Source organism: Gaetbulibacter saemankumensis DSM 17032, from assembly GCF_000425645.1.
Classification (GTDB): domain Bacteria; phylum Bacteroidota; class Bacteroidia; order Flavobacteriales; family Flavobacteriaceae; genus Gaetbulibacter; species Gaetbulibacter saemankumensis.
Genome location: NZ_KE384430.1, coordinates 1,419,540 through 1,444,389, shown reverse-complemented (window position 1 = coordinate 1,444,389; position 24,850 = coordinate 1,419,540). Strand labels below are relative to the sequence as shown.

Here is a 24,850-nt window from a genome sequence, read left to right as displayed (position 1 = left end):
CAGTTTGTAACTATCTAGCAAACCAATATCTATGCAGTAAATAATCAAAACATTTCTGTCATGGAACATTTAACATTTGAAAACTTACCTAAAGCAATCGCTGAGCTTAAACAAGGGCAGAGCGAATTAAAAGACCTAATCCTTAATAAGGATACTTCACAACCACAACCTGAAGCACCAATACAACTTGACGACGTTGTGCCTTTAACCGGCAAAACCAAAACAACCATTTATGGGTATGTTCAAAAAAACAAAATTCCTCACCATAAAATTGGAAACCGTTTATACTTTTTTAAATCCGAAATTATAGACTGGATAAAAACAGGAAAACGAAAAACTCTAAGAGAGATTGAATCAGAAACAGACGAATATCTATCCAAAAAATAAAGTTATGCCAGTAAGATATATACAATTAATGGGGATGCCTAATCAGATAGAGCAAGTCAAAAACACGATCAACAAATTCAATTTAAATGGAACCGTTTTGAACGAAGAAACAATTCGATTAGGATTAGTTACGATGGAAATTAGAATCGAAGGAAGTAATACCGATATAGAAAAATTAACAGACCATTTTAAAACAAAAAAATAAAATGAGCCCAACAAAAAAAGAGCCCAACACTTCGCAGGTGATAGACTCTAATCAAGGTGATATAAAGATACAAAAATCAGTTTTCATAAGCAAAAGTGCCAACCAATTAATCATGGATGCTATAAACGAACCTATGCCTAGAAAACTAGTTGGAGATTTAATCTATGAAAAGGAACAAACCATATTATTCTCTTCAACAAATTTAGGGAAGTCTATTCTTGCAACCCAAATTGCAGTAGCCGTTTCAAGTGGTAATAGTTTAGATTTAGGCAACGGGTTAATATTAGAAAATGAAGTTGGAGCAGTAAATACACTATTCTTCGATTTTGAGTTATCAGATAGGCAATTCTTAAAAAGAATTGGAAAATCAACTTTACCTAACAACTTTTATATTTCAAAAATTCAAAGAGGAAACGTACTAAAAGGAAATCCAAAAGAAATATTTCAAACATTAAAAAGTGAAGCCGAAGGTGTTAAAGCCAAATTTATTATTGTGGATAATATTTCAAAAATAGGAAACAAATTAGAGGAAGGCGATAACGCAATTGAATTTATGAGTGCCCTTTGGGATTTAGCACGACACGAAAACTACACTATTTTAATAATAGCTCATACACCTAAAAGAATTAGAACCGAACCAATTACTAGTGATAGCATTAGCGGTTCAAGTAAAATAGGACAATTGGCTGATTCCATAATTGGAATAAATGAATTCGTTTCTGATAAGGAAGGACAAGTGTATATCAAGCAAATAAAAACAAGAAACGACACAATAAAGTATGGGCGCAGCAATGTAATCTGTACCAATATAGCACCCGACAACAATTCTTTTGTCAAACACCAGATGTTTACCCTTACATCAGAATTAAACGCGCTAAAAGGCAACAAAGGAGCTCAAACAGAAACTCTTTATGATAAAATTTACTCATTTGCCGCATATCGTTTTTACGGAACTTATGATAAGGCTTCAATTGAAATAGGAATACCAAGAAGCACTTTAAATCAAAGAGTTAAATCTCTACAAACAATGAATCAGAAAGAATACAAACGAATAGCTAAAATGAGCCAAAAGGAATTATCTGAAGAAATGATTATTTACCGCCGAGAGGAAGAAATAGATTATGATCAAGTCGAAATGGAGCTAAAAGGAACGTAATCGGGAACCACATGTATTTACAGAAAAAAACCTCTAACCCCATAAATATAAAGAGTTTATCATTAATTTACTTATGGATATTATATGGATGTTGTACAGATAAAATAAAATTGAAGTTTATTGTGTTCTGGCATCCGTATACATATCCGTATTTAATCCATAAAGTCATCCGCACCACAACACGCATAAATAATTGATAAACAATACATTACAAAAACTTCCTTAAATCTATAATAAAACAACTTCAAAAAAGATACCCTACACCACCTTTAATTAACATATTTACTACACCCTATTAATTTATTATAGCTATCATTTTCATTTGCATTATTATAAAATTGTAGACAATAACCCGTTGTACAATTATCTACAGTTCCTCAAATTTATGGAATGAATATTAAAGTCAAATTTGGTAAAAAAATCAAAGAGTTAAGGCTTAAAAATGGCTTATCTCAAGAAGCATTAGCAAACCTCGCTGATATTGATAGGACATATTTACCAAGCATTGAAAAAGGCGATACTAATGTTTCAATTGTCATTGCTGATAAACTTGCTTCAGCTTTGGGAGTGGAACTTAAATCCCTTTTTGAATGAAATTTACATATAATCCCACTTATTATAACAATGGAAAAATATTCTATAATAGAAATGGTTATCATGAGTCTGTAAAAATATTTCAACTAAATGATGGTATAATAATTGGCATATTTCAAGGTAGTAGAGGTGCAAATCCAAAGTTAGATTTTATTGTAAAACAACTAGAGCCCGGTAAGAAATCTAAAGTTAGAACTCCTTCCCATACACATTGGATAGTAGATTTATTATTAAAAGCAGAAAAGCATAAGACATTAGTACTGGAGTTTGTCCAATTCTATATAGTTCAATACAATAAACTACAGTGTTTTAAAACTATTTCAGAAAGAAATAATTGTTCAATTACAACGGAAAAAATTGTATTGAAAAAGTTTTCGAAATTAAATGAAACTGGAAATTATTCTATTCAATATTTAGCCACAATAATAGAGTTATTTATAAGGTGTGAGAAGCAAACTCCTAAGGCTTTTATGTTTTTCAATTTATTGAAACTAATAGAAAATTACTGCAATGGTTCTAAAGATTATTATTCAGTTGTTAGCTTGTCTAAAAGAGTATAATTATGGCAATGAATTATTTCGATAAAAAAAATATTAGAGAAACTTTCAATAATAGACATAGAACTGCAAAAAGTAAAGGAATCGATAAATTATCAGGGGTTAAGTTTTTATCAAAGTTAGATGAAGAAGTTGATTTGATTTCAAATAAAATATCTAAAAACAATTATAAGTTTTCTCCGTATTTAGAAAACCTTAAAAGTAAGGGAAGAAATAAGAAACCAAGAATAATTTCAATACCAACTATAAGAGATAGAATTGTTCAAAGCATAATGAAAGAATATCTACATTCTAATTATGACAAAAGAGTACACCGCTTACCACCTAACTTAATGGTTAAAAATATTTATAAGGAATTTGGTAATTATGATTATTGTGTAAGAGGTGACATCAAAGGTTTTTATGACGAAATAGATAGAGAACATTTACTTTCTTTAATTCATAAAGATGATATTTTTTATGATTTAATCGAAAGGAGTATTGAAAATACAACTGTACCTAAAAATTATTCTAAAAATAAAATAGACAAGTATTATAGAAAAAAGGGTATTCCACAAGGATTAGCTATTTCAAATATATTAGCTCAAATATACTTAACAAATTTCGATGCATTTTTTGAAACAAATACCGAAATCTACTATAAAAGATATGTTGATGATTTTATTATTTTATGTAAAACAAAAAGTAGTCAAGACAACATACATAAAGAAATCAAAAGTCAGTTAAAACAAATTAAATTAAAATTAAACAAGGAAAAATCAAAAAAGGTTCAAATTAACCACAATAATTGTTTTGATTATTTAGGATATAAACTGTCAAAATCACATATTTCGGTTAAGGATAGTAATGTTGAAATATTTATTCAAAAAATTGCAAGTATTTTTACATGGTATAAAAATGGAATGGCTAACCCTTTAAATAGGCCAAGAAACCTTAAGAATGATGATAGGTTCATAGAGGTATTTATTAATAAGCTAAATTTTAAAATTCGAGGAGCTACAAGTGGCAATAAAGTTTATGGATGGCTATTTTATTATATTGAAATTAATGATAAAACTTTATTATATAAACTAGACAATATTATTAATACATTTTTTGAAAGAGTGAATTTATCAAAACCAGATAATTTTAAAGGTATAGTAAGATCTTATTTTAAAATTAAGCATAATGAATATGATGGTTTTGTTCTTAATTTTGATAAATTAATTAGTATTGAGGATAAACTTAAATTTTTAGTAGATTTAGGCAAAATTAATTTTGAAGATAAAGACAATTATTCTGATGATGAAATTGATAAAATTTATTCTGCAGAGAGAAATAAACTATTAAAATCATTAAAAAAAGATTCAGGTTACAAATATTTTTAATTAGGGCTGCGTTGCTTTTGCAAGACTTTTAGATAAGTATTTTTATTGTTAATCCTATTTAAGGTTTAATTCCTAACTAGTTTATTTAGGAAGTATGATCATGATTTTTCGCAGCCCTTTAATTTAATTTAATTATGCTAGATAAAATAAAACTTTCGATTTGGGATATATTGACTTTTTTTACGACTGGTACAATATTAATAGGAAACATTCTTTTATATTTTCCAGAATTATTTTCTCATGAGTTAGAAAAATTATCTTTAATTAAAAGTGATGTTATATTATTGGTCGTTTTCATAATAATATCCTATTTGGTTGGGATATTATTTGAACCTATATGCAATAAGTTCTTTTGGTTAATTAATAAAATAATTGAGCCCAAAAGTATTAAAAGTTTACAACAAGAAAGTAATCTATTAGAAGCAACAGTAAAATCAATGATTGAAGAAAAATTTAATTTTAAAAATGCCCCTCTTGATTATTTTCAAATAGCGAGATTAAACGCGATACAAAATGGAAAGCCTAATAACTTTATGGCTTTTCTAACAAAATATGGGTTTTATAGAAGCATAACGATTATATTATTAATAAACGCAATAACACTGAATATTTACAAAATTTATCATTGTGATTATAACTTATTAGTCTTTTTCTATACTATTGCTTTATTAATCGTATTTTATCTATGCTTTGTTCGGGCTAAAGAATTTTACTTTTATTCAGGAAATGAAATATTCAGAAACTATATTTTAAATAACTAAAATTTTAATTCAATTTTATATTCCGTTTTTGGTTCTTCAGCTAAAAACAGACTCAACTGCTTTTTGTCTTTGAACCCCTTGATTTTTGATTTGTATAGTTCAACAACTTGAGGGTTTAAAATTTCTTTTTTTCTTGCTTTACTAATATCTAAATATTCTTTTTCCATATCAATACCAAGATACCTTCTACCAAGAATATTTGCAGCAATACCTGTAGTACTACTTCCTGCAAAAGGATCTAGTATCCATGCATTTGGTTGTGTTGATGCTAAAATAATTCGAGTTAAAACAGATAGAGGTTTTTGAGTTGGGTGTTTTGTACAACTTTTTTCCCATGGTGCAATAGCTGGTAATTTCCATACATCTTTCATTTGTTTGTTTCCGTTAAGCTCTTTCATTAATTGATAATTAAAATAATGAGGAACTTTTGGAAGTTTTCTAGCCCAAATAATTTGCTCGGTTGAATGTGTAAAATATCTACATGAAAAATTTGGCGGTGGATTTGACTTTTGCCAAGTAATTACATTTAATATTTTAAAACCTAACTCGGTTAGAATTTGTCCTACACTAAAGATATTATGCATAGTTCCACTTATCCAAATGGTACCATTATCTTTCATTTTATCACGAGCTAAAGTTAACCATTCTCGATTAAAATTGTTTATATACTGTATACCTAAAGATTTGTCCCATTTACCCTTATTAACAGAAACAATTTTACCACTTTGTATTGACAGGCCATTATTAGATAAAAAATATGGTGGGTCGGCAAATATCATATCAAACTTATGGTCAAACTTTTGCATAAGTTCATTTGTATCCCCATGTAGCAAATAAAAATTTTTATCTCTCGACCTATAATATGGGCTTAGTTTTGCCATTTAATTAAAAATAGTAAATAAAAAGATTAATTAGAAAATTTCAACATTTTCTTCTTTTACCTTTTTAATAAAATCCACTAAAGAAGTAAGATTATAGAGACTTGGTATTATGTTATAAGCTTCTTGAAGCTTGCTTTTTGCCTTAAACCAACCTTGACCATCTGTAATCCATACAAACTCAAAATTGTTATATTGATTTATTTTGGGTGCTAAATCAGAATATGATCTAGCTGTTTCATTTAGTTTAGAGCCTCCTGAATTATAGTAGTTAACCTCAATCAGATAAAGCTTTTTACTTGTTTTCACAACAAAATCCACTCTTTTTAAATCATCACCCAAACTTAATATTTCCGGATAATCTGTTAAATAAACTTCCTTTTTATGAAAAATACTATGCTTCTGAAATATTCGTGAAACTGCTTTTTCCATATTAGTGCCTCCTCTATTCTTACGTGCATTGGTATCTAAACCAACTTCTACACCAAATACATAATCGACTAAATTTGTAATATTTTTATTTCTAAAAACACCACCTAACCCAGTTTCTTCAATAAACTCAAAAATTTTATTGGGATCATTAAAATAAGAATCAAACGATGCTATATTTCCATTTGAATCAATTGTTTTTTTATTATCCTTACTTCTTACAGCAATAAGAATATCAAGTACTTCAAAAGCTTTTGGGTTTTCATTAAAAACGTCACTAATTGCAGTTTTTAAATCATCCTTACCAATTAAATAGTTTAGTTGATTTAACTTTAATGAAATCTTATTAACATTTTTAATTATCTTACCAAAGTCAGTAAAATAATCAAGAGTAGCATTAGTTTCACTTAATTCATTTAAGAATTCATCAAATTGCTTATACATATTCAACTTCCGTAGTGTAATTAGTTATTAATAACTCGCTAAGTTTTCCTCTTTTGCTCGGATTAGCATTGATATTCCTTCTAGCTTGTACTCTAGATATATTAAAGTTTGAATACAAATCATCAAAAAAATCATCGTTAGGATTCTCCCCTTTAACATCTGAATTACTTAACATCCAGTAATATTCATTTAAATCTAACTTTTCACAAAAATCACGCAAACGTATTTGTTCATTATCATTAAACTCATCTTTTGCGTACGAATTAAAACTTGAAGTATTGCTTAAAGGTTTATATGGTGGATCAAAATAAAAGAAAGTATCTTTTTCTGCATGAACCAAAGTATCCTCGAAATCTCCATTTAAAATCTCAACTTTTTCCAAAAGCTTACTTACTGCTATCAAATTTTCATCATCACAGATCAAAGGTGTTTTATAACTCCCTATAGGAACATTAAATCCATTTGATTTATTTACTCTATATAAGCCATTAAAACATGTTCTGTTCAAAAAGATAAACAAAGAAGCTTGTACTATACTATCTGATTCACGAGTATTAAACAACGCTCTTTTTTCATAATAATATTCCTTTCTCGATTCACTATCATTTATAAACTGATGATATTGTGATTGCCATTCATCCAATTGTACAATTACTTCTCGAACATTATTTCTAATTGTGATATATGTATTTGTAAGATCTGTGTTAATATCATTAATAACAGCTTTCTTTATGTTAGGATACTTATTAAGCATCCAAAACATTACTGCTCCACTACCTACAAAAGGTTCTATGAAAGTAAATTGTTTCTCTTTAAAATCTTGCGGTAAAGAATTTTCAATTTCATTAATGAGTTGGCTTTTACCTCCAGCCCATTTAAGAAACGGTTTCGCTGTTTCCAATAATTTGTTTTTTTTGATTTCTCAAATATAGCAAGTACAGGTTGAATCTATCACTATAACTTATTAAAGTTTTTAACACCAAAAACAATTCCATTCAACTACTCAACTACTCGCTATTTAATGATTAGATTCCATCAACTACTACAAATTATCCTTAAAATTATTTCCTATTAATTACTATAAAATGTTCAAAATATTGCAATGTATAGCTAATCAATAAATTAAAAGATAGCGCGTTATTTTCATTTAACTGATTTGTTAAAACAACAGATTTAACCTCAATATAATTTATTCAATTCTATTTTTGTGTGATAAATCCCATAATATTTTGTAATTTAACTATGTAGATTTAAACCTACACTTAATCAAACTAACCTAATTAAAATCTAGTGATATGAAAAATGCTCTTTCCTTAATACTTTCATTTGCATCCGCTTTATGTTTATATCAGGGCTTTAACAAAATGTTCAGATATAGTAATAGTGACTCAGTTCTATATGAAAAAGTTAACGCCTATGTTGCAGGAGACGCCTATAACTATATTATTAACTCCAATTTATCTGCATCTTATTTTGTGTTAGCCGCTTTTTTTGGTTTAGCAGCTATAGGTATTAGGATAATTACAACCATTGAAAACAAAAATCAAGAAAAAGAAACTTCAAATGAATAAACTAAAAATTATAAAAAAATACGTTCTAGTACCTTTTCTTTTTTTAATATTTAATTGTCAAAGCATAGACACTCATAAAGTTAAGTCTATTTTGAACGCACACATATTAGAAACAGAAAACATTATTGCAGATGGGGATATGCCGGAAACAAGCAAGCATAATAGCCCTGATTCTATTATTGTTTCTTACCTATATGAATTCTACGCCATGAACAATAAAGGCGACTCTGTTGTGATATATCCAAAAAGGTATTTTGTTTTCAATAAGAAAAATTTAAATTTTCGAGAAATCATAGAACTAAGAGAAAGACAGGAATTCGTTCATTACAGAGACCTAGAAGCGAAAAAAATAAGAGATAGCTTACTCATTATTAAAAAGGATAGTATTATTAAAGTTGAACAAAATAAAGTACTAGCAGATATAACTTTTGGAATGTCCATCGAAGAATATTTAAAGAAGAAGGAAAAATTTATGGACAAAACCAAATACCTAGAATATGAATGGTCGAATAGCATCTTTGCTAATAAAATTGGTGATTACAAATTCCAGGATATTTACGGAGATTTTCATGATGGTAAGCTATATAAAATTGAAATAAAAGGAGACTTAATCCACTACAATTATTATGACATTGAAATGCCAAAGCAAGTAGACGCCATAAAATTACCATATATTGAAAAGTACGGAGAACCTATAAAACATTTTGATATTCCTAAATGGCATACTATGGACAATGGATACACTTACTTAGTAGATAGATGGGAAATAGGAACGAAGACTATTGAATTAAGAATTGAGCGAACCGGAAGTTATAATCAACTATATATTAAAATCTTCCAACCTGAAGTTGTAGAAAAAATAAAACTAGAAATAGAGAAAAAAGAAAAAGACCAAATAAATAAAGCAACAGAAATGTTGTAAGCAATATTATTATATTAACGCGATATAAAACAGACATACAAAAACACTAGTATTGTTGCTTTTTACATTTTTCGTATATACAGAATTGTATATACAAGATAAATTCAAAATAGACGTGCGTCCGGCAACGAAAAGTGGTGATAGGGGGGCTGTTTTTTTTATATCATTTTAGATGTAAAACCCTTTTATATTCTAATCTTAACCAAACAATTACCAACTTAATTTAGTTCACCTTAAATTCTAAATATTCTGCAAATATTCTGCAAACGAATAAAAAAAAAGACTCTCAATCTCTTGAAAGTCTTTACTATTACAGTGACCACGCCAGGATTCAAACCTGGAACCTCTTGAGCCGTAATCAAGTGCGCTATTCAGTTGCGCCACGTGGCCTGATTTTGTGCGTGCAAATATATAACTTTTATTAAATATCAAACCATAATTTCTAAAAAAAATTCGAGTATTTTTTTTCGGACAATATAACTCATTAAAAAACAAACTTTAATAGTATTTTTGCATCACCATAAAAAACCTTCTGTAACATTTATTACATAAGGTCACTTTGCTTAAATTACTTTTGCGCAAAAAACAACAGGTATGAATTACATTTTAGACCCTTGGCCATGGTATGTTTCTGGCCCTTTAATAGCCATTGTAATGGCTTCATTATTATACTTTGGTAAAACGTTTGGTATGTCATCCAATCTTAGAACGCTCTGTACGATCGCAGGCGCAGGAAAAGCGGCAAATTTCTTTAAGTTTAACTGGAAGGAGCAATCTTGGAATTTAACAGTTGTTATAGGAGCTGTTTTAGGTGGCTTTATTGCTACACACTATTTATCTAACGATAGTGGTACAGATTTAAATCCTACTACAATAACAGAACTAGAAGCTATGGGGTTTCAAAACCCTGGCACAACTCTGGTGCCTGAAGAAATGTACAATTTTGAAGCTATTTCTTCTCCAGAAGGAGTTCTTCTATTAGTTATAGGAGGACTTTTGGTAGGTTTTGGTACGCGCTATGCTGGTGGATGTACTTCAGGACATGCCATTACTGGTCTTAGCAGTTTACAGGCCCCGTCGTTAATTGCCGTAATTGGCTTCTTTATTGGAGGACTTATTATGGCTAATATTCTTTTACCTTTAATCTTTTAGCAGATGAAATATTTAAAATTTTTATTAGTTGGTATATTTTTCGGAATTGTATTAGTAAAATCTGAAGCCGTATCCTGGTATCGTATTTATGAAATGTTTCGATTCCAATCGTTCCACATGTATGGCATTATTGGAACAGCCATAGCATCTGGTGTATTGTTTCTTCAAATTTCAAAAAGAGGTCATATTAAAAACCTTCAAGGTGCAGACATCTATGTACCTAAGAAAGATAAGGGCTTTATTAGATATATAATAGGAGGAACCATTTTTGGATTTGGCTGGGCTCTTATAGGCGCTTGCCCTGGCCCTATGTATATCCTTTTAGGGACAGGTGTTTACAGCATGCTCATTGTAATTGCTGCCGCTATTTTAGGCACATTTATATATGGGGTTTTAAAAGATAAACTCCCTCATTAATTAGGTATTAAATTATCTCTGCACTTAACCCCGCCTCTAACAACATGGAACAGCGCGGTTTTAAATCGTCATAAAGACCGGTTTTAACCGTGCATTTTCCTTTAAAGTGTACAATAAGCGAACATTGCTCGGCCTGCTCTGCCGTATGATCACAGGCATAGATAAGTGTTTCTATAACATGGTCGAAGGTGTTTACCTCATCGTTATATAAGACAATTTCATTTTGAGCAATTACTTCTTCTTCTAATAGTACTTCTTCCGATGTTTTTTCTCGAGTACTCATAAATAAAAGTTTTTACTAATTTAAAAATTTTAGAGCAACCCACTGATTTCTTTCAAGCTTTTCGTTATATTTTAACATATACTTCTCACATTCTGCTTGAATTACAGGAATATCATCATTGTAAAATCCACTTAAAAACAGCATACCATTTTCGTTTAAACATGAGATATAAGTCTGCATATCCTGAAGTAAAATGTTACGATTGATGTTTGCAATAATCACATCGTATTTTTTACCTTTAAGAACAGCTGCATCGCCTTCAATTACATTAATATCTTTACAATTATTTCGTTCAACGTTCTCTAAACTGTTTATATAACACCAATTATCATAATCTACAGCATCAACTGTTTTAGCTCCTTTCATTTTTGCTAAAATGGCCAATACTCCTGTGCCGCAGCCCATATCAAGAACAGATTTATTAGTGAATTCGTTTTTTAATATATGCTGAATCATCATATGTGTGGTTTCATGGTGGCCGGTACCAAAACTCATCTTAGGCTCGATAATAATATCGTATTCGGTATCAAACTTATTATGAAATGGGGCACGAACCGCACAAATATCATCGACTACTATCGGGTTGAAATTCTTTTCCCATTCTGCATTCCAGTTGGTTTGTTCAATTTCGCTAAATGAATAATCGATTTTAAACTCTTCAGAATTTAAAATTTGAACATCTTCTAGAATAGCCTCTTGCCATTCTTCTTTTTGAATGTAGGCTGTTACGCCATAATCGTTTTCTACAAAACTTTCGAAACCTGCATATCCTAATTCTGCAATTAATATTTCTACGCCTGGCTGTAACGGGGTTACTGTAAATTCGTAACCGATATAAATGATATTAGACATATATGTATATGATATATTAAATCGCCAACGCCACCTACAAAGTTACTGTAGATTTGCGTTAGCGATAGAAACGGTATCCTTTGTGGCGTCTATACGCAACAAAGATTTAGTGTATAGCGCGACCCTTGGGTAACGCCCAATTTTTAAATTAATTAAAATGCGTTTACGATAGCAAAGAAATCATCTGCATTTAGTGAAGCCCCTCCAATTAAACCACCATCTACATCTGGTTTAGAGAAAATTTCCTCTGCGTTTGATGGTTTCACACTACCACCGTAAAGTATGGATACTTGATCGGCTATGTTATTTCCGTATTTATCAGCTAAGGTTTTTCTAATAAAGGCATGCATATCTTGTGCTTGTTCTGGACTAGCTGTTTCCCCTGTCCCAATGGCCCACACTGGTTCGTAAGCCAATACAATATTTTGGAAAGCCGCTGCCTCTAAATGAAATAAAGCATTTTTAATCTGATCACCCACAACGGTTTCTTCATTGCTAGCTTTTCTATCGGCTAACTCTTCTCCAAAACAAAAAATAACGCGCATCCCTTTGGCTAAGGCTGCATCTACCTTTTTAGCTAACAATTCATCGGTTTCATTAAAATATTCACGGCGCTCGCTATGCCCTAAAATAACGGTATTAACCCCAATACTTTTAAGCATGCCTGCGCTAATTTCTCCAGTATAAGCACCGTTTTCTGCGAAATGCATGTTTTGTGCCACTACCTCAATGTCACTCCCCTTTAAAGCTTGTGAAGCCGCATATAAATTGGTGAAGGTTGGAGCAATCATTACTTCTGCATCAGAAGTTCTAGTTTTTCCTTTTAAATCACTGATTAAGGCATCCGTTTGAGACAAATCATTATTCATCTTCCAGTTACCTGCTACTATTTGTTTTCTCATTTTAATTATACCCATTGCTAAGCAAAAGGATTTTTATTTCTAGTTTATAATAGTTCTGTTATCTGAGTATCGTCGGCTTCAACCGCACGAAACAATTTAATTTTTCCTTTAGGACTTACTACCATGTAACGAGGAATCCAATCTAAATCAGCAAACGTACCAAAAGGTCCTTTTCTCCCCGAAACCATATAATAATGATTGCCTTGTATATCATATTTATCTATACCATGTTTCCACGCTTCTAGGGAGCGATCTAAAGACAAAAATACGTATTCAACCTCGCTATATGTTGCTTGTAAAGCTTTTACTTTAGGCAATCCCTTTAAGCAATCGCCACACCAAGAGGCCCAAACATCAATAACTATCGTTTTTCCTTTGTATTGCTTTAATATATTACTTAGGGTTATCTCCTCCCCCCCTTCATAGCTAATAAACTGATCGTTTAAGGCCGCTTCTGAAAACTTAGTAGGTTCTGCCTTTTGGGCATGACAACTTACAAACACTAATACAATTACTGATAATATATAAGTTGCTTTTTTCATAGGTTTTTTCTATTGTAATTTCACTTTGGGATCGAGCCAAACATAAATAATGTCTACAAAAATATTAATAATTATGAAGAGTAGCGCAATAATTAAAACAGAACCCATTATAACAGGTAAATCTAAGGTATTAAGCGCATTAACTATTTCTTTCCCCAGTCCATTCCAACCAAAAATATACTCGACAAATACAGCTCCTGCAAGCATGGAAGCAAACCAACCAGATATAGCCGTTACCACTGGGTTTAAGGCGTTTTTTACGGCATGTTTTTTTATAATTTGAAACTCAGTCAGTCCTTTAGCCCGAGCCGTACGGATGTAATCCTGATTAAAAACTTCCAACAAAGAATTGCGCATTAATTGTATCACTACAGCTAGAGGACGAATTCCTAAAACGACGGCTGGTAAGATAAGATTTTTCCATTTTATATGCATGGCTTCACCAAAATCATCTAATTCATAGAGGCTGCCCGTCATTTCTAAATTTGTAAATTCATGTAACACATAACCAAAAAACCAGGCAAATAATATCGCACTAAAAAAGGAGGGTACGCTCATACCCAAAGTGCTAAATATTTGAATGGTTTTATCGAGCCATTTGTCCTTATATAAAGCAGAAATAATACCAAATAAGATCCCAATAATAATGGCGATTGTTATAGATGAAATGGCTAATACAAATGTATTGGGTAATGTTTCAGCAAGTACCTGACTAACTTTTTTACCTTGTTTAGTAAAAGATTCTCGCAAATAAGGCCACTTTAATGCTATTGTTCCATTTCCAATGGAAAACAATTCGTTACCTGAATATTTATCTCTATTGAAATAAGTATAATCACTTTGATTGTTTAAATGATACGAGATGGGTGATAAATCATTTAAATAATAAGCATACTGCGTACTTAGGGGTTTATCAAAACCATATTTTTGCTTTACCCGAGCCAATTGCTCGCTATCTTCATTCTGACCAAGCATCATTTGAGCCGGATCGCCAGGAAGTACATTAAATAAAAAGAATATGACTGTAACCACCCCAAACAGAGTGAGTACAGCATATGTGATTTTATTTAAAAAGTAGCTTATCAAATAGAATGATTTTATATTATAATTTTAAGTCTTCAAAATCATTCCAATGCAACTTTTGCTTAACTGTTCCTTTATTAAGTTCTATAACACCAGGATTTGAACGCACAACCGTTTTAAGAGCCTTTTCATCACACAGATAAAAATCGAAATCTAAGTTATAAGCCGATTTTATCTTTTTCTTGGCATCTTCTCCTGAAGCTGTTAACCCGATTACTTTATACCCTTGATTCATAGCACGCTGGGATAACGATTTCAACTTTTGAGCTCCACCAGTTTCAATCTTTTCTAAGCTGTAAGAAACAATAACGATTAATTTCTCTTCAGCTAAAAATGCTTCGGTTAAATCTTCATCTTCACTTTCTATCGAAAAATCATAAATAGGCGGCTGGTATCCTTCTTCAATTACTTTGGTTTCAACATCTACAAAATCACCATCTACTTCAGGATATGAACCATCGGTAGTAACAACTTGTTCAGTTCCATTTACATTGAATTTCCAACTATACTCAATTACAGGTTTTGGGGCGTTTTCAGGAACGTTCATGCCCTCTTCAATATTTGCACCTATCTTATAGGCTCTAAAATCGACCACAGGTAAATGCATTAACACATGATACCCCAACCATAAACTAAATACAAAACTTAAAAGTGCCAATACGGTGGTGTACAACTTATTAAACACAGGTGTAATGTATTTAACTCCAACAAATAAAATCAGGATAAAAACAAGCAGGACCAAGTCTTTTGTGAAACTTTGCCATGGCGTAAGTTTTAAAGCATCACCAAAACATCCACAATCTTTAACCTTATCAAAATAGGCCGAGTAAAATGTTAAAAAGGTAAAGAACACAATCATAGCTAGTAAGCTCCATACGGTAAACTTTCGCTTATATCCAATAAGCAAAAACACCCCCAGGACAACTTCGAATACGACAACTAAAACCGATATTATTAGAGCATACGGTTCTAAAAAAGGTAAGTTTAATACATCAACACTAAAATATTCCTGTAGTTTATATGAAAACCCTAACGGATCATTTAATTTGATTAAACCTGAAATAATAAATAAAACTCCGACAAATATTCTGCTTAAGGCAACTAAAATCTTCATACTAGGCGTTTAAATGAATTAAGGCAAATACGGCATAATTAATCATATCTTGATAGTTGGCATCAATGCCTTCGCTCACGATGGTTTTTCCCGAATTGTTTTCAATCTGCTTGACACGTAACAACTTTTGTAAAATCAGATCGGTTAAACTACTAACGCGCATATCTCGCCAAGCTTCTCCATAATCATGGTTTTTATCTTCCATAAGTTTTTTAGTGACAGCCACTTGCTTTTCATATAATTCGGTAGCTTCTTCGGTCGATAAATCAGGTTGCTCTACAACCCCTTTCTCTAACTGAATAAGTGCCATAATGCAATAGTTAATAATTCCTATAAATTCGCTCACTTCATCTTCATCCACTTTTCTAACATCATTCTCCTGAAGTCCTCTGATACGTTGTGCTTTAATAAATATTTGATCCGTTAAAGAAGGTAAACGCAATATGCGCCAGGCACTTCCATAATCGGACATTTTTTTAATAAATAAACTTTTACAGGTACTTATGACCGCGTCATATTGTTTTGAAGTATCTTGCATGAAATAATTTGAATTTTGCGTAAATTTCGCCTAATTTTTTTAAAAGTTCAAAGTTTAGAGTTTAAAGTTTTAACACTTTAACAAACAATTTGAAATATATTATAAATGACTATTAACTGCAAAGGAAACCTCATTGATTTAACATCGGCTAAAGTGATGGGGATTTTAAATATTACACCCGATTCCTTCTACGATGGTGGAAAACACAAGGATGAAACCCAAATTTTAAAACATGTTGAAACCATGCTTTTGGATGGAGCTACCTTCATCGATGTGGGCGCCTATAGCTCAAGACCAAATGCCAAACATGTTTCTGAAGATACTGAATTAAAACGTATTCTCCCTATTACAGAGCTTTTACTTAAAGAATTTCCTGAAATTCTACTTTCTATTGATACCTTTCGAAGTAAAATAGCTGAAAAAACCATCGAAGCCGGAGCCGCGGTCATTAATGATATTTCTGCAGGCAAACTAGATACTAATATGTTACCCACCGTGGCCAAATTACGAGTTCCGTATATCATGATGCACATGGTAGGCACTCCACAAAATATGCAGCAACATGTGAGTTACAACGATTTATTAAAAGATATCATTTATTATTTTTCCGAACGTATCGCTACCGCAAAACAACTGGGTATTATTGATATGATTATCGATCCTGGTTTTGGCTTTTCTAAAACCATCAAACAAAACTATCAGCTTCTTAATCGCATGGAATTACTTAATATGATAGACAAACCTATTCTAGCGGGTATTTCAAGAAAATCTATGATTCATAAAACTTTAAATAGCAGCCCAGAAGAAGCCTTAAACGGCACTAGTGTTTTAAACACCATTGCTTTACAAAAAGGGGCATGCATATTGCGAGTTCATGATGTAAAAGAAGCTATGGAGTGTGTAAAATTATTGGAAGCATTAAACAGATAAAATCAAATTATGAAACAAATTATCATATTTATATTCGTCTGTTTTTTACACTCTTGTGGAGAAGACAAAATTATTGAATTAGCTGAAATTTCACATTCGGACATTCATGAAATTACAGATGTTTCGGCGGCTTATTTATTTTATGATGAAACATCTGAAAAAGGTTTCGAACTAAACCGCAAAAACTTAATAAGCACCACTAACTGGCTTGTTAATGTTGATAAACGACTTAGTCTAAAACAAGTTATTCCTAACATTATCTTTTTACAAGACAAAAAAAACAATGCTTCACATAAAAATGAAACCGCTAAAAACTATTACACATGCCACGATTTAGAAATGAACGCTCTTGGTTTTATAGATTTTACGAACATCATTTATCATTTGGAAGCATCTACAAACACTGAAGGTGTTCAGTTTCAAATTATTTACACCTCTGCAGATACCATTAAAATTCAATCTTCTGAATCTAATGCGGAAACCATTTACACAACGCTCGCTGATTTTGAAAATAACCTTACCAGGTTAACAAAGGAAGCCCTTGAACCTATTAAACTTATTTTGAGTTTTCATGATTCGATAAGTTTTCAAAGTTACATGAGCCTAAAATCGATACTTATTAATTCTGATGACAACATTTTAATTGCACGCGACGAATTCATTTTTAATTAATCTTTTATTTACTAAATTTACCAAAACCCATATTCCTTGGAAATTTTTGACGACCTATTAAAATTCTCTATCATCGATGTGATCGATGTGTTTTTAGTGGCACTTCTGCTCTACTACGTTTATAAATTGGTAAAAGGAACGGTGGCTATAAACATCTTTATCGGTATCATCATTATCTACATGGTATGGCAACTTACTATGTTTCTAAACATGGAATTACTCTCCGGTATTTTTGGCGGTTTCATGAAGGTGGGAATTATAGCACTTATTGTAGTGTTTCAGCCTGAAATTAGGAAGTTTCTACTTATGGTAGGCTCAACCAATTTTAAAAGTCGACAAAAGTTCCTAAAACAATTTACCTTCTTAAAAACAGAAACCGCCGATGAAACCAATGTCGATGCTGTTGTAGCGGCCTGTAGTAAAATGGGGCTTTCAAAAACCGGAGCTTTAATTGTTTTTGAACGTAATAACAACCTCGATTTTTTAGGAACTACAGGTGATGAAATGAACATAAAAGTCACTCAACCCATTATTGAAAGCATCTTTTTTAAGAATAGTCCTTTGCATGACGGCGCAATCATTATTCATAACAATATTGTTAAGGCAACACGTGTTATACTACCTTTAAATAATGAAAAAAGCATTCCTAAACGCTTTGGATTACGTCATCGTGCTGCCATTGGAGTTACCGAAAAAACCGATGCACTAGCTGTTGTAGTGAGTGAAGAAACCGGACAAATTTCTTATTTTAAAGATGGAGAGTTTATCGTTTTCGATGATATTAACCAGTTGAAATCTATCATTAAAAAGGATTTAGCTTAAATCTTCTACCTAAAAACCAATTATAAATACTTTTAGCTATATTAAGAGATAATAACTAGATTACTTCTTCTTTTAGAAACTGTACTTCATATAAGTTTTTATAATAACCATGTTCTTTTTGAAGCAATTGGTCGTGCGTCCCTTGTTCTACAATTTCACCCGCATCCATCACTAATATCTTACTAGCCTTTTTTATAGTTGCTAATCGATGAGCGATAACTATGGAGGTTCTTCCTTTCGTAATTTTATCGGTAGCATTTTGAATAAGTTGTTCCGAATAAGAATCTACAGACGAGGTTGCTTCATCTAACACCAAAATACTCGGATTGGTTACATAGGCACGTAAAAATGAAATTAACTGTCTCTGACCAGAAGAGAGCATAGAACCACGCTCCTTCACGTTATAATGATACCCTTCAGGAAGACTTGTAATAAATTCATGCACACCTATTTCCTTGGCAGCCGCTTTAACCTGAACTTCAGTAATCTCAGGATTATTTAAAGTTATGTTATTTATAATGGTATCGGCAAACAGAAAGACATCCTGTAAAACTACGGCAATCTGCGTGCGCAATGAAGCTAAGGTCACCTCTTTTATATTTCTTCCATCAACCGAAATAACACCATCTTGAATTTCATAAAATCGATTCAATAAATTAATAATAGTGGACTTACCAGCACCGGTAGCTCCAACAATGGCAATGGTTTCTCCGGCTTCCACCTCAAAAGAAATCCCTTTTAATACGGGCTCGTTTTCTATATAACTAAAAACAACATTATCAAATGAAATATCCCCTTTAAAATGTTCTGCAACATGTGTCCCTGTATCATCAATTTGAGAGGTCGTATCAATGACTTTAAATACGCGATTAGCAGCCACCATTCCCATTTGCAGTGTGTTAAATTTATCGGCTATTTGACGCAAAGGTCTAAACAACATTGGAATAAACATGATGAATGCAATTAAATCCCCCTGAGATACCTCTGTTCCTTTAAGCACAATATTCAAACCCCCATACCAAGCTACAGCACCAATACAAATAGATGACACTAAATCGGCTAGTGGAAAAAATATGGAGTTATACCAAACCGTTTTTAACCAGGCTTTTTTATGACGATGATTTATTTCTTTGAAATTTTGGTATTCAATAGCTTCTCTGGTAAACAATTGAAGGATTTTCATACCTGTTATACGCTCCTGTACAAATGAATTAAGATTAGATACTTCATTACGAACATCTTCAAAAGCCTTTTTCATGTACTTTTGAAACAATCGTGTAGCATAAAGTAAAATTGGCAACATAACCAATACTATTAAACTCAATCGCCAGTTAATATAGGTCATAACAGCAAACACGACTACCATGGTAAGTAAATCTCGAATAATCATAAATAATCCCTGACCAAAAATATCGGCAATACGTTCCATATCGGTAACTGCACGAGTTATTAACACCCCTACCGAAGAGTTATCATAATACTTCATTTTAAAACGAAGCAAATGATTGAATAATTTCACGCGCACATCCATAACCAGATTTTGCCCAAGCCATGCGGCATAATAAATAAACGCCAATTGAAATACAGTCTGAAAAATTAAGACCCCAAACATGAGCAACACATAAAACATAAAACTTTCTGGTGCTTTAACGGCTATACTATTATCTATAGCATATTTGGTAATATAAGGCGTAGCCGCACTAAAAGCAGCTAATAAAATAACCAAAATTACCAGTCCTGAGAATACGCCCTTGTAAGGTTTTATATATTGAAACAACCTCTTAAAAAGTACAAAATCAAATATGTTATCTTTCTTTTTCGTCATTTATAATTTTATATGTTCCGGATAAATCACCTCTGTTAAATATAAGGCGTGCCCGGGCACTGAATACCCAGCTTCTCCACGGTTTTTAGATTGTATGATGGTATGCAAGTCTTGAACTTCTATTTTACCTAACCCAATATTTATCATTGTTCCAACAATAGCCCTTACCATATTTCGCAAAAACCTATCTGCCTTTATTTTAAAATGAAGCTCATCCTTTTCCAAGGTCCAAACAGCTTCCATTATTTTACAATTATAGGTTTTTACATCGGTATTTACCTTTGAAAAACATTGAAAGTCGTTATAAAGAAACAGTATTTTGGCTGCTTCATTCATTTTATCAACATCTAATTGATGCTTGATATGGTAAGCAAAATCATAATTGAAAGCATTTTTTTTAAGACTAACTCTGTAAATATAAGCCCTACTGGTTGCATCGAAACGCGCATGTGCTTCTGGTTTTACTTTAAAAACACTATGTATAACAATATCTTTAGGCAAAAAAGCATTCAATTTATACGTTAAATGGGGCTCATCAATATCCTTTTCAGTTTCAAAATGCGCAAACATTTGTGTTGCATGTACGCCAGCATCCGTTCTTCCTGCACCTACAATAGCAACAGATTCACCTAGTAATTTTGACAATGAATCTTCTATAACTTCTTGTACCGAAATTGCATTAGGCTGATTCTGCCAACCATGATAAGCCGCACCATTATAAGCAAGTTCTATAAAATACCTCAATCTGTTTTTTTACTTTTGTGAATTAACAAAGATATAGAGTTTTACACTTATCATTCGCTCCTATTTCTTAATTATATATTAAAAGATTTCCATAATTCGCTTATGACTAAAATATTATTACTTTCAGATACCCACAGCTATATCGATAAAGACATTCTAAAATACGTAAAGCAGGTAGATGAAGTCTGGCATGCCGGTGATATTGGTGATATCAAGGTTACCGATGCTATTAAAGCCTTAAAACCTTTACGCGGCGTATACGGAAATATCGACAAAGCAGAAATACGTAGCGAATTCCCAGAGAACAACAGGTTTATATGTGAAAATGTAGATGTATGGATTACTCATATTGGAGGTTATCCGAATGCGTATAATGTTCGCGTTCGTGAAACTATTAAAGAAAATCCTCCAAGACTATTTATTTGTGGACATTCACACATATTAAAAGTAATGCCCGACAAAAAATTGAATTTAATACATATGAATCCAGGTGCTGTTGGAAAGCATGGCTTTCATAAAACCAGGACCATGCTACGTTTCACTATCGATGGTAATAAAATTGATAATTTAGAAGTTATAGAATTTAATAACCGCTATTAATTAAGCATAAAAAAGCCCAAGATCTTCACCTTGGGCTAACGCACTAATACTACTAAGATGTTAGGTTTATCGTAATCGATCTACAGATTTTACAAGATCTTCATCCTTTTTTATAGCCTTGTTTGCCAAGACTAAAAATACGATAGAAATGATAGGAAGAAACATCCCAATACCTTTCTCAGAAACATACGTTTCTCCAGATACATTTAGAGATTGATATACAAAAAATCCTAGTAAAATAAAGTTTAATATGATGTTAAGTCGCCCCAAAACAAACTGAGACTTCCTATTGTTATATCTAAACACCGAAACTAAAGATAAAAGGGCCGAACCTAAAAACAGACCTAAATACAGCAAGTTATCTTTAGCAAATACTGCAACACCCGCATTATTTACCCATAAATGAAATACAAATATTAGACCAGCAGAAACCCCTGTGGCTAATAGTAAATATACAGTCTGGATGCGTTGTAACATATAAATTTTAAAATCTAGACCGCAAAAATAATAGTTCTTTTGTAAAAATGATGTAAAAACTTAAAATAAAGTCGTATAATTGCAATATAAATTCTCAACCATCGCATAAACAGGTGGTTAATTCTTCAGAATAAAATCATTTTTTTTCAGAATAACACAATATTTATTATTCAAAACTTATTATAGTAAACATCAATGTTTGAAATCTCACAATTAAACGCAAAAAAACTCTCGGAACTTCAAGAGATTGCTAAAAAACTGAACATTCCTAAATACCGTTCATTAAAAAAAATGGATTTAGTATACCAGATACTAGACCAACAAGCTGCTGATCCTAAAGCAGTTCAAGCTGTAGTCGAACCTGTAGAAGCTAAAGCTGAAACCAAAGAAGCCGACACCAAAGAAACTAAAAAGCCAGCTAGAAAGCCCAGACAACGAGTTCAAAAGCCCGTTAAAGCTACTCAGTCTAAGGAAGAGACTAAACCCCAAGAAACTAAGGCTAAAGCTGAAACTAAAACAGAAATTGAAGCTAAGCCTAAGCCAGCTGCTAAAGAAACTAAAGAGGTTAAACCAGAAAGCAAACAGGAAAATGCGCCTAAGCGTCCTGCTCCAAAAGAACGCCAAAATGAAGGTCAGCAAAAACCGCAACATAAAAGAGAGCATGGCCATCAAAAAAACCAGAATAAACATCAGAAAGGTAATCAAGTAGATTCAGGTAACAAGGATAATAGAAATCGTTACCGTGAGCCAGATTACGAATTTGATGCTATTATTGAAAGTGAAGGTGTTTTAGATATCATGCAGGATGGTTACGGGTTTTTAAGATCTTCTGATTATAATTACTTATCATCACCCGACGATATTTATGTTTCTCAATCTCAAATCCGATTATTTGGACTAAAAAAAGGAGATACCGTATTAGGAAATGTACGTCCCCCAAAAGAAGGTGAAAAATATTTTCCGCTAATTAAAGTAACCTTAATCAATGGTCAAAAACCAGAAGTGGTAAGAGATCGTGTAGCTTTCGAGCATTTAACACCTTTATTTCCAAAGGAAAAATTCAATATCGCAGAAAAACAAAGCACCATTTCTACGCGTATTATGGACTTGTTCTCTCCTATTGGAAAGGGACAACGTGGTATGATTGTATCACAGCCAAAGACTGGTAAAACCATGCTCCTTAAAGACGTAGCTAATGCGATTGCTGCTAATCATCCGGAAGTGTATTTAATGATTTTATTAATCGATGAACGTCCGGAAGAAGTTACCGATATGCAACGTAATGTACGTGGTGAAGTTATTTCTTCAACTTTCGACAAAGAAGCTCACGAACATGTGAAAATTGCAGATATTGTACTAGAAAAAGCAAAACGACTGGTTGAATGTGGACATGATGTAGTTATTTTATTAGATTCAATAACTCGTTTGGCCAGAGCTTACAACACAGTACAGCCTGCTTCAGGTAAAATTTTAAGTGGTGGTGTTGATGCTAATGCCTTACACAAGCCAAAACGTTTCTTCGGTGCTGCCAGAAATATAGAAAATGGAGGGTCTTTAACAATCATTGCAACAGCCTTAACCGAAACAGGTTCTAAAATGGATGAAGTTATCTTTGAAGAATTTAAAGGAACTGGTAATATGGAGCTTCAGTTAGATAGAAAAATTTCTAACCGAAGAATATTCCCTGCTATCGATTTAACATCTTCAAGTACGCGTCGTGATGACTTATTACTAGATGAAAACACAATTCAACGTATGTGGGTAATGCGTAAATACCTTGCCGACATGAATCCTGTGGAAGCGATGGAATTCATAAACGATCGTGTGAAACAAACCAGAAACAACGAAGAGTTTTTAATCTCTATGAACGGATAATTTCAGCATATATATAAACCAAAAAAAGCTTTTAAAACATGGTTTTAAAAGCTTTTTTTTATTCTATTTCTTTCCTTTTTTAATACTTATTTAAAAGATCTCTATACTCCTTTAAATCGGCTATATTCCTTTTGTTATTTAGGTTTCTTGTAAGGGACACTAAATACTTTAAACTCTCAACAGGTGTATTATCTAATGCTCCTTCTAAACCAAATTCCTCGTCATTCGGCTCATCGTCCTCATCAAGAATAGGAATTAAAAAATTATCATGTTCTTCAATATGCTCATACGTTAATCTCAAAACCTTTACAACCAAAGGTATTTGTGCTTCTAAAGCATAGCTCCTTAATTTTTTAAGATCTTCAATTAATGCATCCGTATTAATCCCTGTCTCGTCAAGATTTAATAAAATCTTATCTACTAATTTAATGGCGTCTCTATTTTCCAAAAGGGTAATATATTTAAGTAATTAATTTCTTTACGAATGCAAATTTAAATCTTTAGAATTCATTTTACACTCTTTTTGATTATGATTTTATAATATAAAGCCTAAGAAATCCTATTTTGAAGAAGTAAAAAGCAAAAAAAAGCCTCTCAAAAATGAGAGGCTTTTTTTATTTAAATTTTTTAACTCTTATAGAGCTGCAACATGCTTAGCTAAACCAGATTTTAGGTTAGCAGCTTTATTAGCATGAATAATGTTTTTCTTAGCCAATCTATCTAACATAGATACTACAGAAGGATATAAAGC

General features: G+C 31.9%; 31 protein-coding genes and 1 tRNA gene. 16 read left to right on the top strand and 16 right to left on the bottom strand.

The annotated features are described in order from the left end of the window. Positions 1 to 60 precede the first annotated feature (60 nt). The 7 genes from H611_RS0113160 to H611_RS0113130 all read left to right on the top strand — a co-directional run bounded on the left by H611_RS0113160 (position 61) and on the right by H611_RS0113130 (position 5,027). Positions 61 to 387, top strand: a complete 327-nt coding sequence (locus H611_RS0113160; RefSeq protein WP_035483858.1) for a helix-turn-helix transcriptional regulator — start codon at positions 61 to 63, stop codon at positions 385 to 387. A 4-nt stretch (positions 388 to 391) separates the two neighbouring features. Then, complete coding sequence (locus tag H611_RS14775; protein WP_157515088.1) at positions 392 to 592, top strand: hypothetical protein; 201 nt, start codon at positions 392 to 394, stop codon at positions 590 to 592. Position 593: 1 nt separating this feature from the next. Continuing rightward, a complete protein-coding gene (locus H611_RS0113150; protein WP_027138820.1) occupies positions 594 to 1,748 on the top strand; it encodes an AAA family ATPase in 1,155 nt (384 codons plus the stop codon). Between the two features lie 390 nt (positions 1,749 to 2,138). After that, positions 2,139 to 2,342, top strand: a complete 204-nt coding sequence (locus H611_RS0113145) for a helix-turn-helix transcriptional regulator (protein ID WP_027138819.1) — start codon at positions 2,139 to 2,141, stop codon at positions 2,340 to 2,342. Beyond that, a complete protein-coding gene (locus H611_RS0113140) occupies positions 2,339 to 2,902 on the top strand; it encodes a hypothetical protein (RefSeq protein WP_027138818.1) in 564 nt (187 codons plus the stop codon). The genes H611_RS0113145 and H611_RS0113140 overlap by 4 nt, the downstream gene beginning before the upstream one ends. 2 nt (positions 2,903 to 2,904) lie before the next feature. Then, positions 2,905 to 4,266, top strand: coding sequence for a reverse transcriptase domain-containing protein (locus H611_RS0113135; protein WP_027138817.1), 1,362 nt, complete (start codon positions 2,905 to 2,907; stop codon positions 4,264 to 4,266). 134 nt (positions 4,267 to 4,400) lie between these two features. Next, positions 4,401 to 5,027 (top strand): hypothetical protein, encoded by a 627-nt coding sequence (locus H611_RS0113130; protein ID WP_027138816.1) that lies wholly within the window; start codon positions 4,401 to 4,403, stop codon positions 5,025 to 5,027. Here H611_RS0113130 and H611_RS0113125 read toward each other — a convergent pair. The 3 genes from H611_RS0113125 to H611_RS0113115 are packed head-to-tail and all read right to left on the bottom strand — an operon-like array spanning position 5,024 to position 7,679. After that, the gene (locus tag H611_RS0113125) at positions 5,024 to 5,908 is read right to left on the bottom strand and encodes a DNA-methyltransferase (RefSeq protein ID WP_027138815.1); all 885 of its coding nucleotides are present in this window, start codon (positions 5,906 to 5,908) and stop codon (positions 5,024 to 5,026) included. The genes H611_RS0113130 and H611_RS0113125 overlap by 4 nt on opposite strands. A gap of 30 nt (positions 5,909 to 5,938) precedes the next feature. Next, the gene (locus H611_RS0113120) at positions 5,939 to 6,778 is read right to left on the bottom strand and encodes a type II restriction endonuclease (RefSeq protein WP_027138814.1); all 840 of its coding nucleotides are present in this window, start codon (positions 6,776 to 6,778) and stop codon (positions 5,939 to 5,941) included. Beyond that, positions 6,771 to 7,679, bottom strand: coding sequence for a DNA adenine methylase (locus H611_RS0113115; protein ID WP_245574795.1), 909 nt, complete (start codon positions 7,677 to 7,679; stop codon positions 6,771 to 6,773). Before H611_RS0113115 ends, H611_RS0113120 begins: the two co-directional genes overlap by 8 nt. Before the next feature lie 394 nt (positions 7,680 to 8,073). Here H611_RS0113115 and H611_RS0113110 point away from each other — a divergent pair, with 394 nt between their 5' ends. After that, positions 8,074 to 8,349 (top strand): hypothetical protein, encoded by a 276-nt coding sequence (locus H611_RS0113110; RefSeq protein ID WP_035483855.1) that lies wholly within the window; start codon positions 8,074 to 8,076, stop codon positions 8,347 to 8,349. Positions 8,350 to 8,440: 91 nt separating this feature from the next. Further along, complete coding sequence (locus H611_RS0113105) at positions 8,441 to 9,271, top strand: hypothetical protein (protein WP_157515087.1); 831 nt, start codon at positions 8,441 to 8,443, stop codon at positions 9,269 to 9,271. Between the two features lie 316 nt (positions 9,272 to 9,587). Here H611_RS0113105 and H611_RS0113100 read toward each other — a convergent pair. Continuing rightward, positions 9,588 to 9,661 (bottom strand) — tRNA-Arg (locus H611_RS0113100). 204 nt (positions 9,662 to 9,865) lie between these two features. Here H611_RS0113100 and H611_RS0113095 point away from each other — a divergent pair. Together H611_RS0113095 and H611_RS0113090 are read left to right on the top strand one after the other, a co-directional pair. Continuing rightward, positions 9,866 to 10,423: a YeeE/YedE family protein gene (locus H611_RS0113095; protein ID WP_027138810.1), complete on the top strand. Its 558-nt coding sequence runs from the start codon at positions 9,866 to 9,868 to the stop codon at positions 10,421 to 10,423. A 3-nt stretch (positions 10,424 to 10,426) separates the two neighbouring features. Further along, entirely contained in the window at positions 10,427 to 10,840 is a 414-nt protein-coding gene (locus H611_RS0113090) for a DUF6691 family protein (protein ID WP_027138809.1), read from the top strand. A gap of 7 nt (positions 10,841 to 10,847) precedes the next feature. Here the strand turns inward: H611_RS0113090 and H611_RS0113085 are convergent, their stop codons facing one another. From H611_RS0113085 to H611_RS0113055, 7 genes are all read right to left on the bottom strand, one after another. Next, positions 10,848 to 11,123, bottom strand: coding sequence for an ATP-dependent Clp protease adaptor ClpS (locus H611_RS0113085; protein WP_027138808.1), 276 nt, complete (start codon positions 11,121 to 11,123; stop codon positions 10,848 to 10,850). Positions 11,124 to 11,138: 15 nt separating this feature from the next. After that, positions 11,139 to 11,975: a 50S ribosomal protein L11 methyltransferase gene (prmA, locus tag H611_RS0113080; RefSeq protein ID WP_027138807.1), complete on the bottom strand. Its 837-nt coding sequence runs from the start codon at positions 11,973 to 11,975 to the stop codon at positions 11,139 to 11,141. A 152-nt stretch (positions 11,976 to 12,127) separates the two neighbouring features. Next, the gene (gene tpiA, locus H611_RS0113075; RefSeq protein WP_027138806.1) at positions 12,128 to 12,877 is read right to left on the bottom strand and encodes a triose-phosphate isomerase; all 750 of its coding nucleotides are present in this window, start codon (positions 12,875 to 12,877) and stop codon (positions 12,128 to 12,130) included. Positions 12,878 to 12,921: 44 nt separating this feature from the next. Further along, positions 12,922 to 13,419 carry a TlpA family protein disulfide reductase gene (locus tag H611_RS0113070; RefSeq protein ID WP_027138805.1) on the bottom strand — a complete coding sequence of 166 codons (498 nt, stop codon included), beginning with the start codon at positions 13,417 to 13,419 and terminating at the stop codon, positions 12,922 to 12,924. 9 nt (positions 13,420 to 13,428) lie between these two features. After that, positions 13,429 to 14,505 carry an ABC transporter permease gene (locus H611_RS0113065; protein WP_027138804.1) on the bottom strand — a complete coding sequence of 359 codons (1,077 nt, stop codon included), beginning with the start codon at positions 14,503 to 14,505 and terminating at the stop codon, positions 13,429 to 13,431. A gap of 16 nt (positions 14,506 to 14,521) precedes the next feature. After that, positions 14,522 to 15,616, bottom strand: a complete 1,095-nt coding sequence (locus H611_RS0113060; protein ID WP_027138803.1) for a BT_3928 family protein — start codon at positions 15,614 to 15,616, stop codon at positions 14,522 to 14,524. A gap of 1 nt (position 15,617) precedes the next feature. After that, on the bottom strand, positions 15,618 to 16,154 hold the full coding sequence (locus H611_RS0113055) for a DUF1599 domain-containing protein (protein ID WP_027138802.1): 537 nt from the start codon (positions 16,152 to 16,154) through the stop codon (positions 15,618 to 15,620). A 105-nt stretch (positions 16,155 to 16,259) separates the two neighbouring features. On the opposite strand from H611_RS0113055, the gene folP reads away from it, so the two are divergent. Genes folP through H611_RS0113040 form a run of 3 tightly spaced genes read left to right on the top strand, consistent with a single transcriptional unit; the run spans position 16,260 to position 18,578 of the window. Next, entirely contained in the window at positions 16,260 to 17,084 is an 825-nt protein-coding gene (gene folP, locus H611_RS0113050; protein WP_027138801.1) for a dihydropteroate synthase, read from the top strand. A gap of 9 nt (positions 17,085 to 17,093) precedes the next feature. Then, entirely contained in the window at positions 17,094 to 17,756 is a 663-nt protein-coding gene (locus tag H611_RS0113045; protein WP_027138800.1) for a hypothetical protein, read from the top strand. 36 nt (positions 17,757 to 17,792) lie between these two features. Beyond that, positions 17,793 to 18,578: a diadenylate cyclase gene (locus tag H611_RS0113040; RefSeq protein WP_027138799.1), complete on the top strand. Its 786-nt coding sequence runs from the start codon at positions 17,793 to 17,795 to the stop codon at positions 18,576 to 18,578. A gap of 55 nt (positions 18,579 to 18,633) precedes the next feature. Here H611_RS0113040 and H611_RS0113035 read toward each other — a convergent pair whose 3' ends face one another. Beyond that, a complete protein-coding gene (locus tag H611_RS0113035) occupies positions 18,634 to 20,403 on the bottom strand; it encodes an ABC transporter ATP-binding protein (RefSeq protein ID WP_027138798.1) in 1,770 nt (589 codons plus the stop codon). Continuing rightward, positions 20,404 to 21,147: a tRNA pseudouridine(38-40) synthase TruA gene (truA, locus tag H611_RS0113030; protein ID WP_027138797.1), complete on the bottom strand. Its 744-nt coding sequence runs from the start codon at positions 21,145 to 21,147 to the stop codon at positions 20,404 to 20,406. 102 nt (positions 21,148 to 21,249) lie between these two features. Here truA and H611_RS0113025 point away from each other — a divergent pair, with 102 nt between their 5' ends. Then, positions 21,250 to 21,747, top strand: a complete 498-nt coding sequence (locus H611_RS0113025; RefSeq protein ID WP_027138796.1) for a metallophosphoesterase family protein — start codon at positions 21,250 to 21,252, stop codon at positions 21,745 to 21,747. A 66-nt stretch (positions 21,748 to 21,813) separates the two neighbouring features. Here the strand turns inward: H611_RS0113025 and H611_RS0113020 are convergent, their stop codons facing one another. After that, on the bottom strand, positions 21,814 to 22,224 hold the full coding sequence (locus H611_RS0113020) for a DUF4293 domain-containing protein (RefSeq protein WP_027138795.1): 411 nt from the start codon (positions 22,222 to 22,224) through the stop codon (positions 21,814 to 21,816). Between the two features lie 195 nt (positions 22,225 to 22,419). Between H611_RS0113020 and rho the strand changes: the two genes are divergently transcribed. Further along, positions 22,420 to 24,099 carry a transcription termination factor Rho gene (rho, locus tag H611_RS0113015; protein ID WP_027138794.1) on the top strand — a complete coding sequence of 560 codons (1,680 nt, stop codon included), beginning with the start codon at positions 22,420 to 22,422 and terminating at the stop codon, positions 24,097 to 24,099. A gap of 79 nt (positions 24,100 to 24,178) precedes the next feature. On the opposite strand, the gene H611_RS0113010 is transcribed toward rho, so the two are convergent. After that, the gene (locus tag H611_RS0113010) at positions 24,179 to 24,547 is read right to left on the bottom strand and encodes a hypothetical protein (protein WP_027138793.1); all 369 of its coding nucleotides are present in this window, start codon (positions 24,545 to 24,547) and stop codon (positions 24,179 to 24,181) included. 186 nt (positions 24,548 to 24,733) lie between these two features. Beyond that, positions 24,734 to 24,850: 30S ribosomal protein S20 (rpsT, locus tag H611_RS14350; protein WP_035484020.1), on the bottom strand; the 117-nt coding region annotated here is incomplete at its 5' end.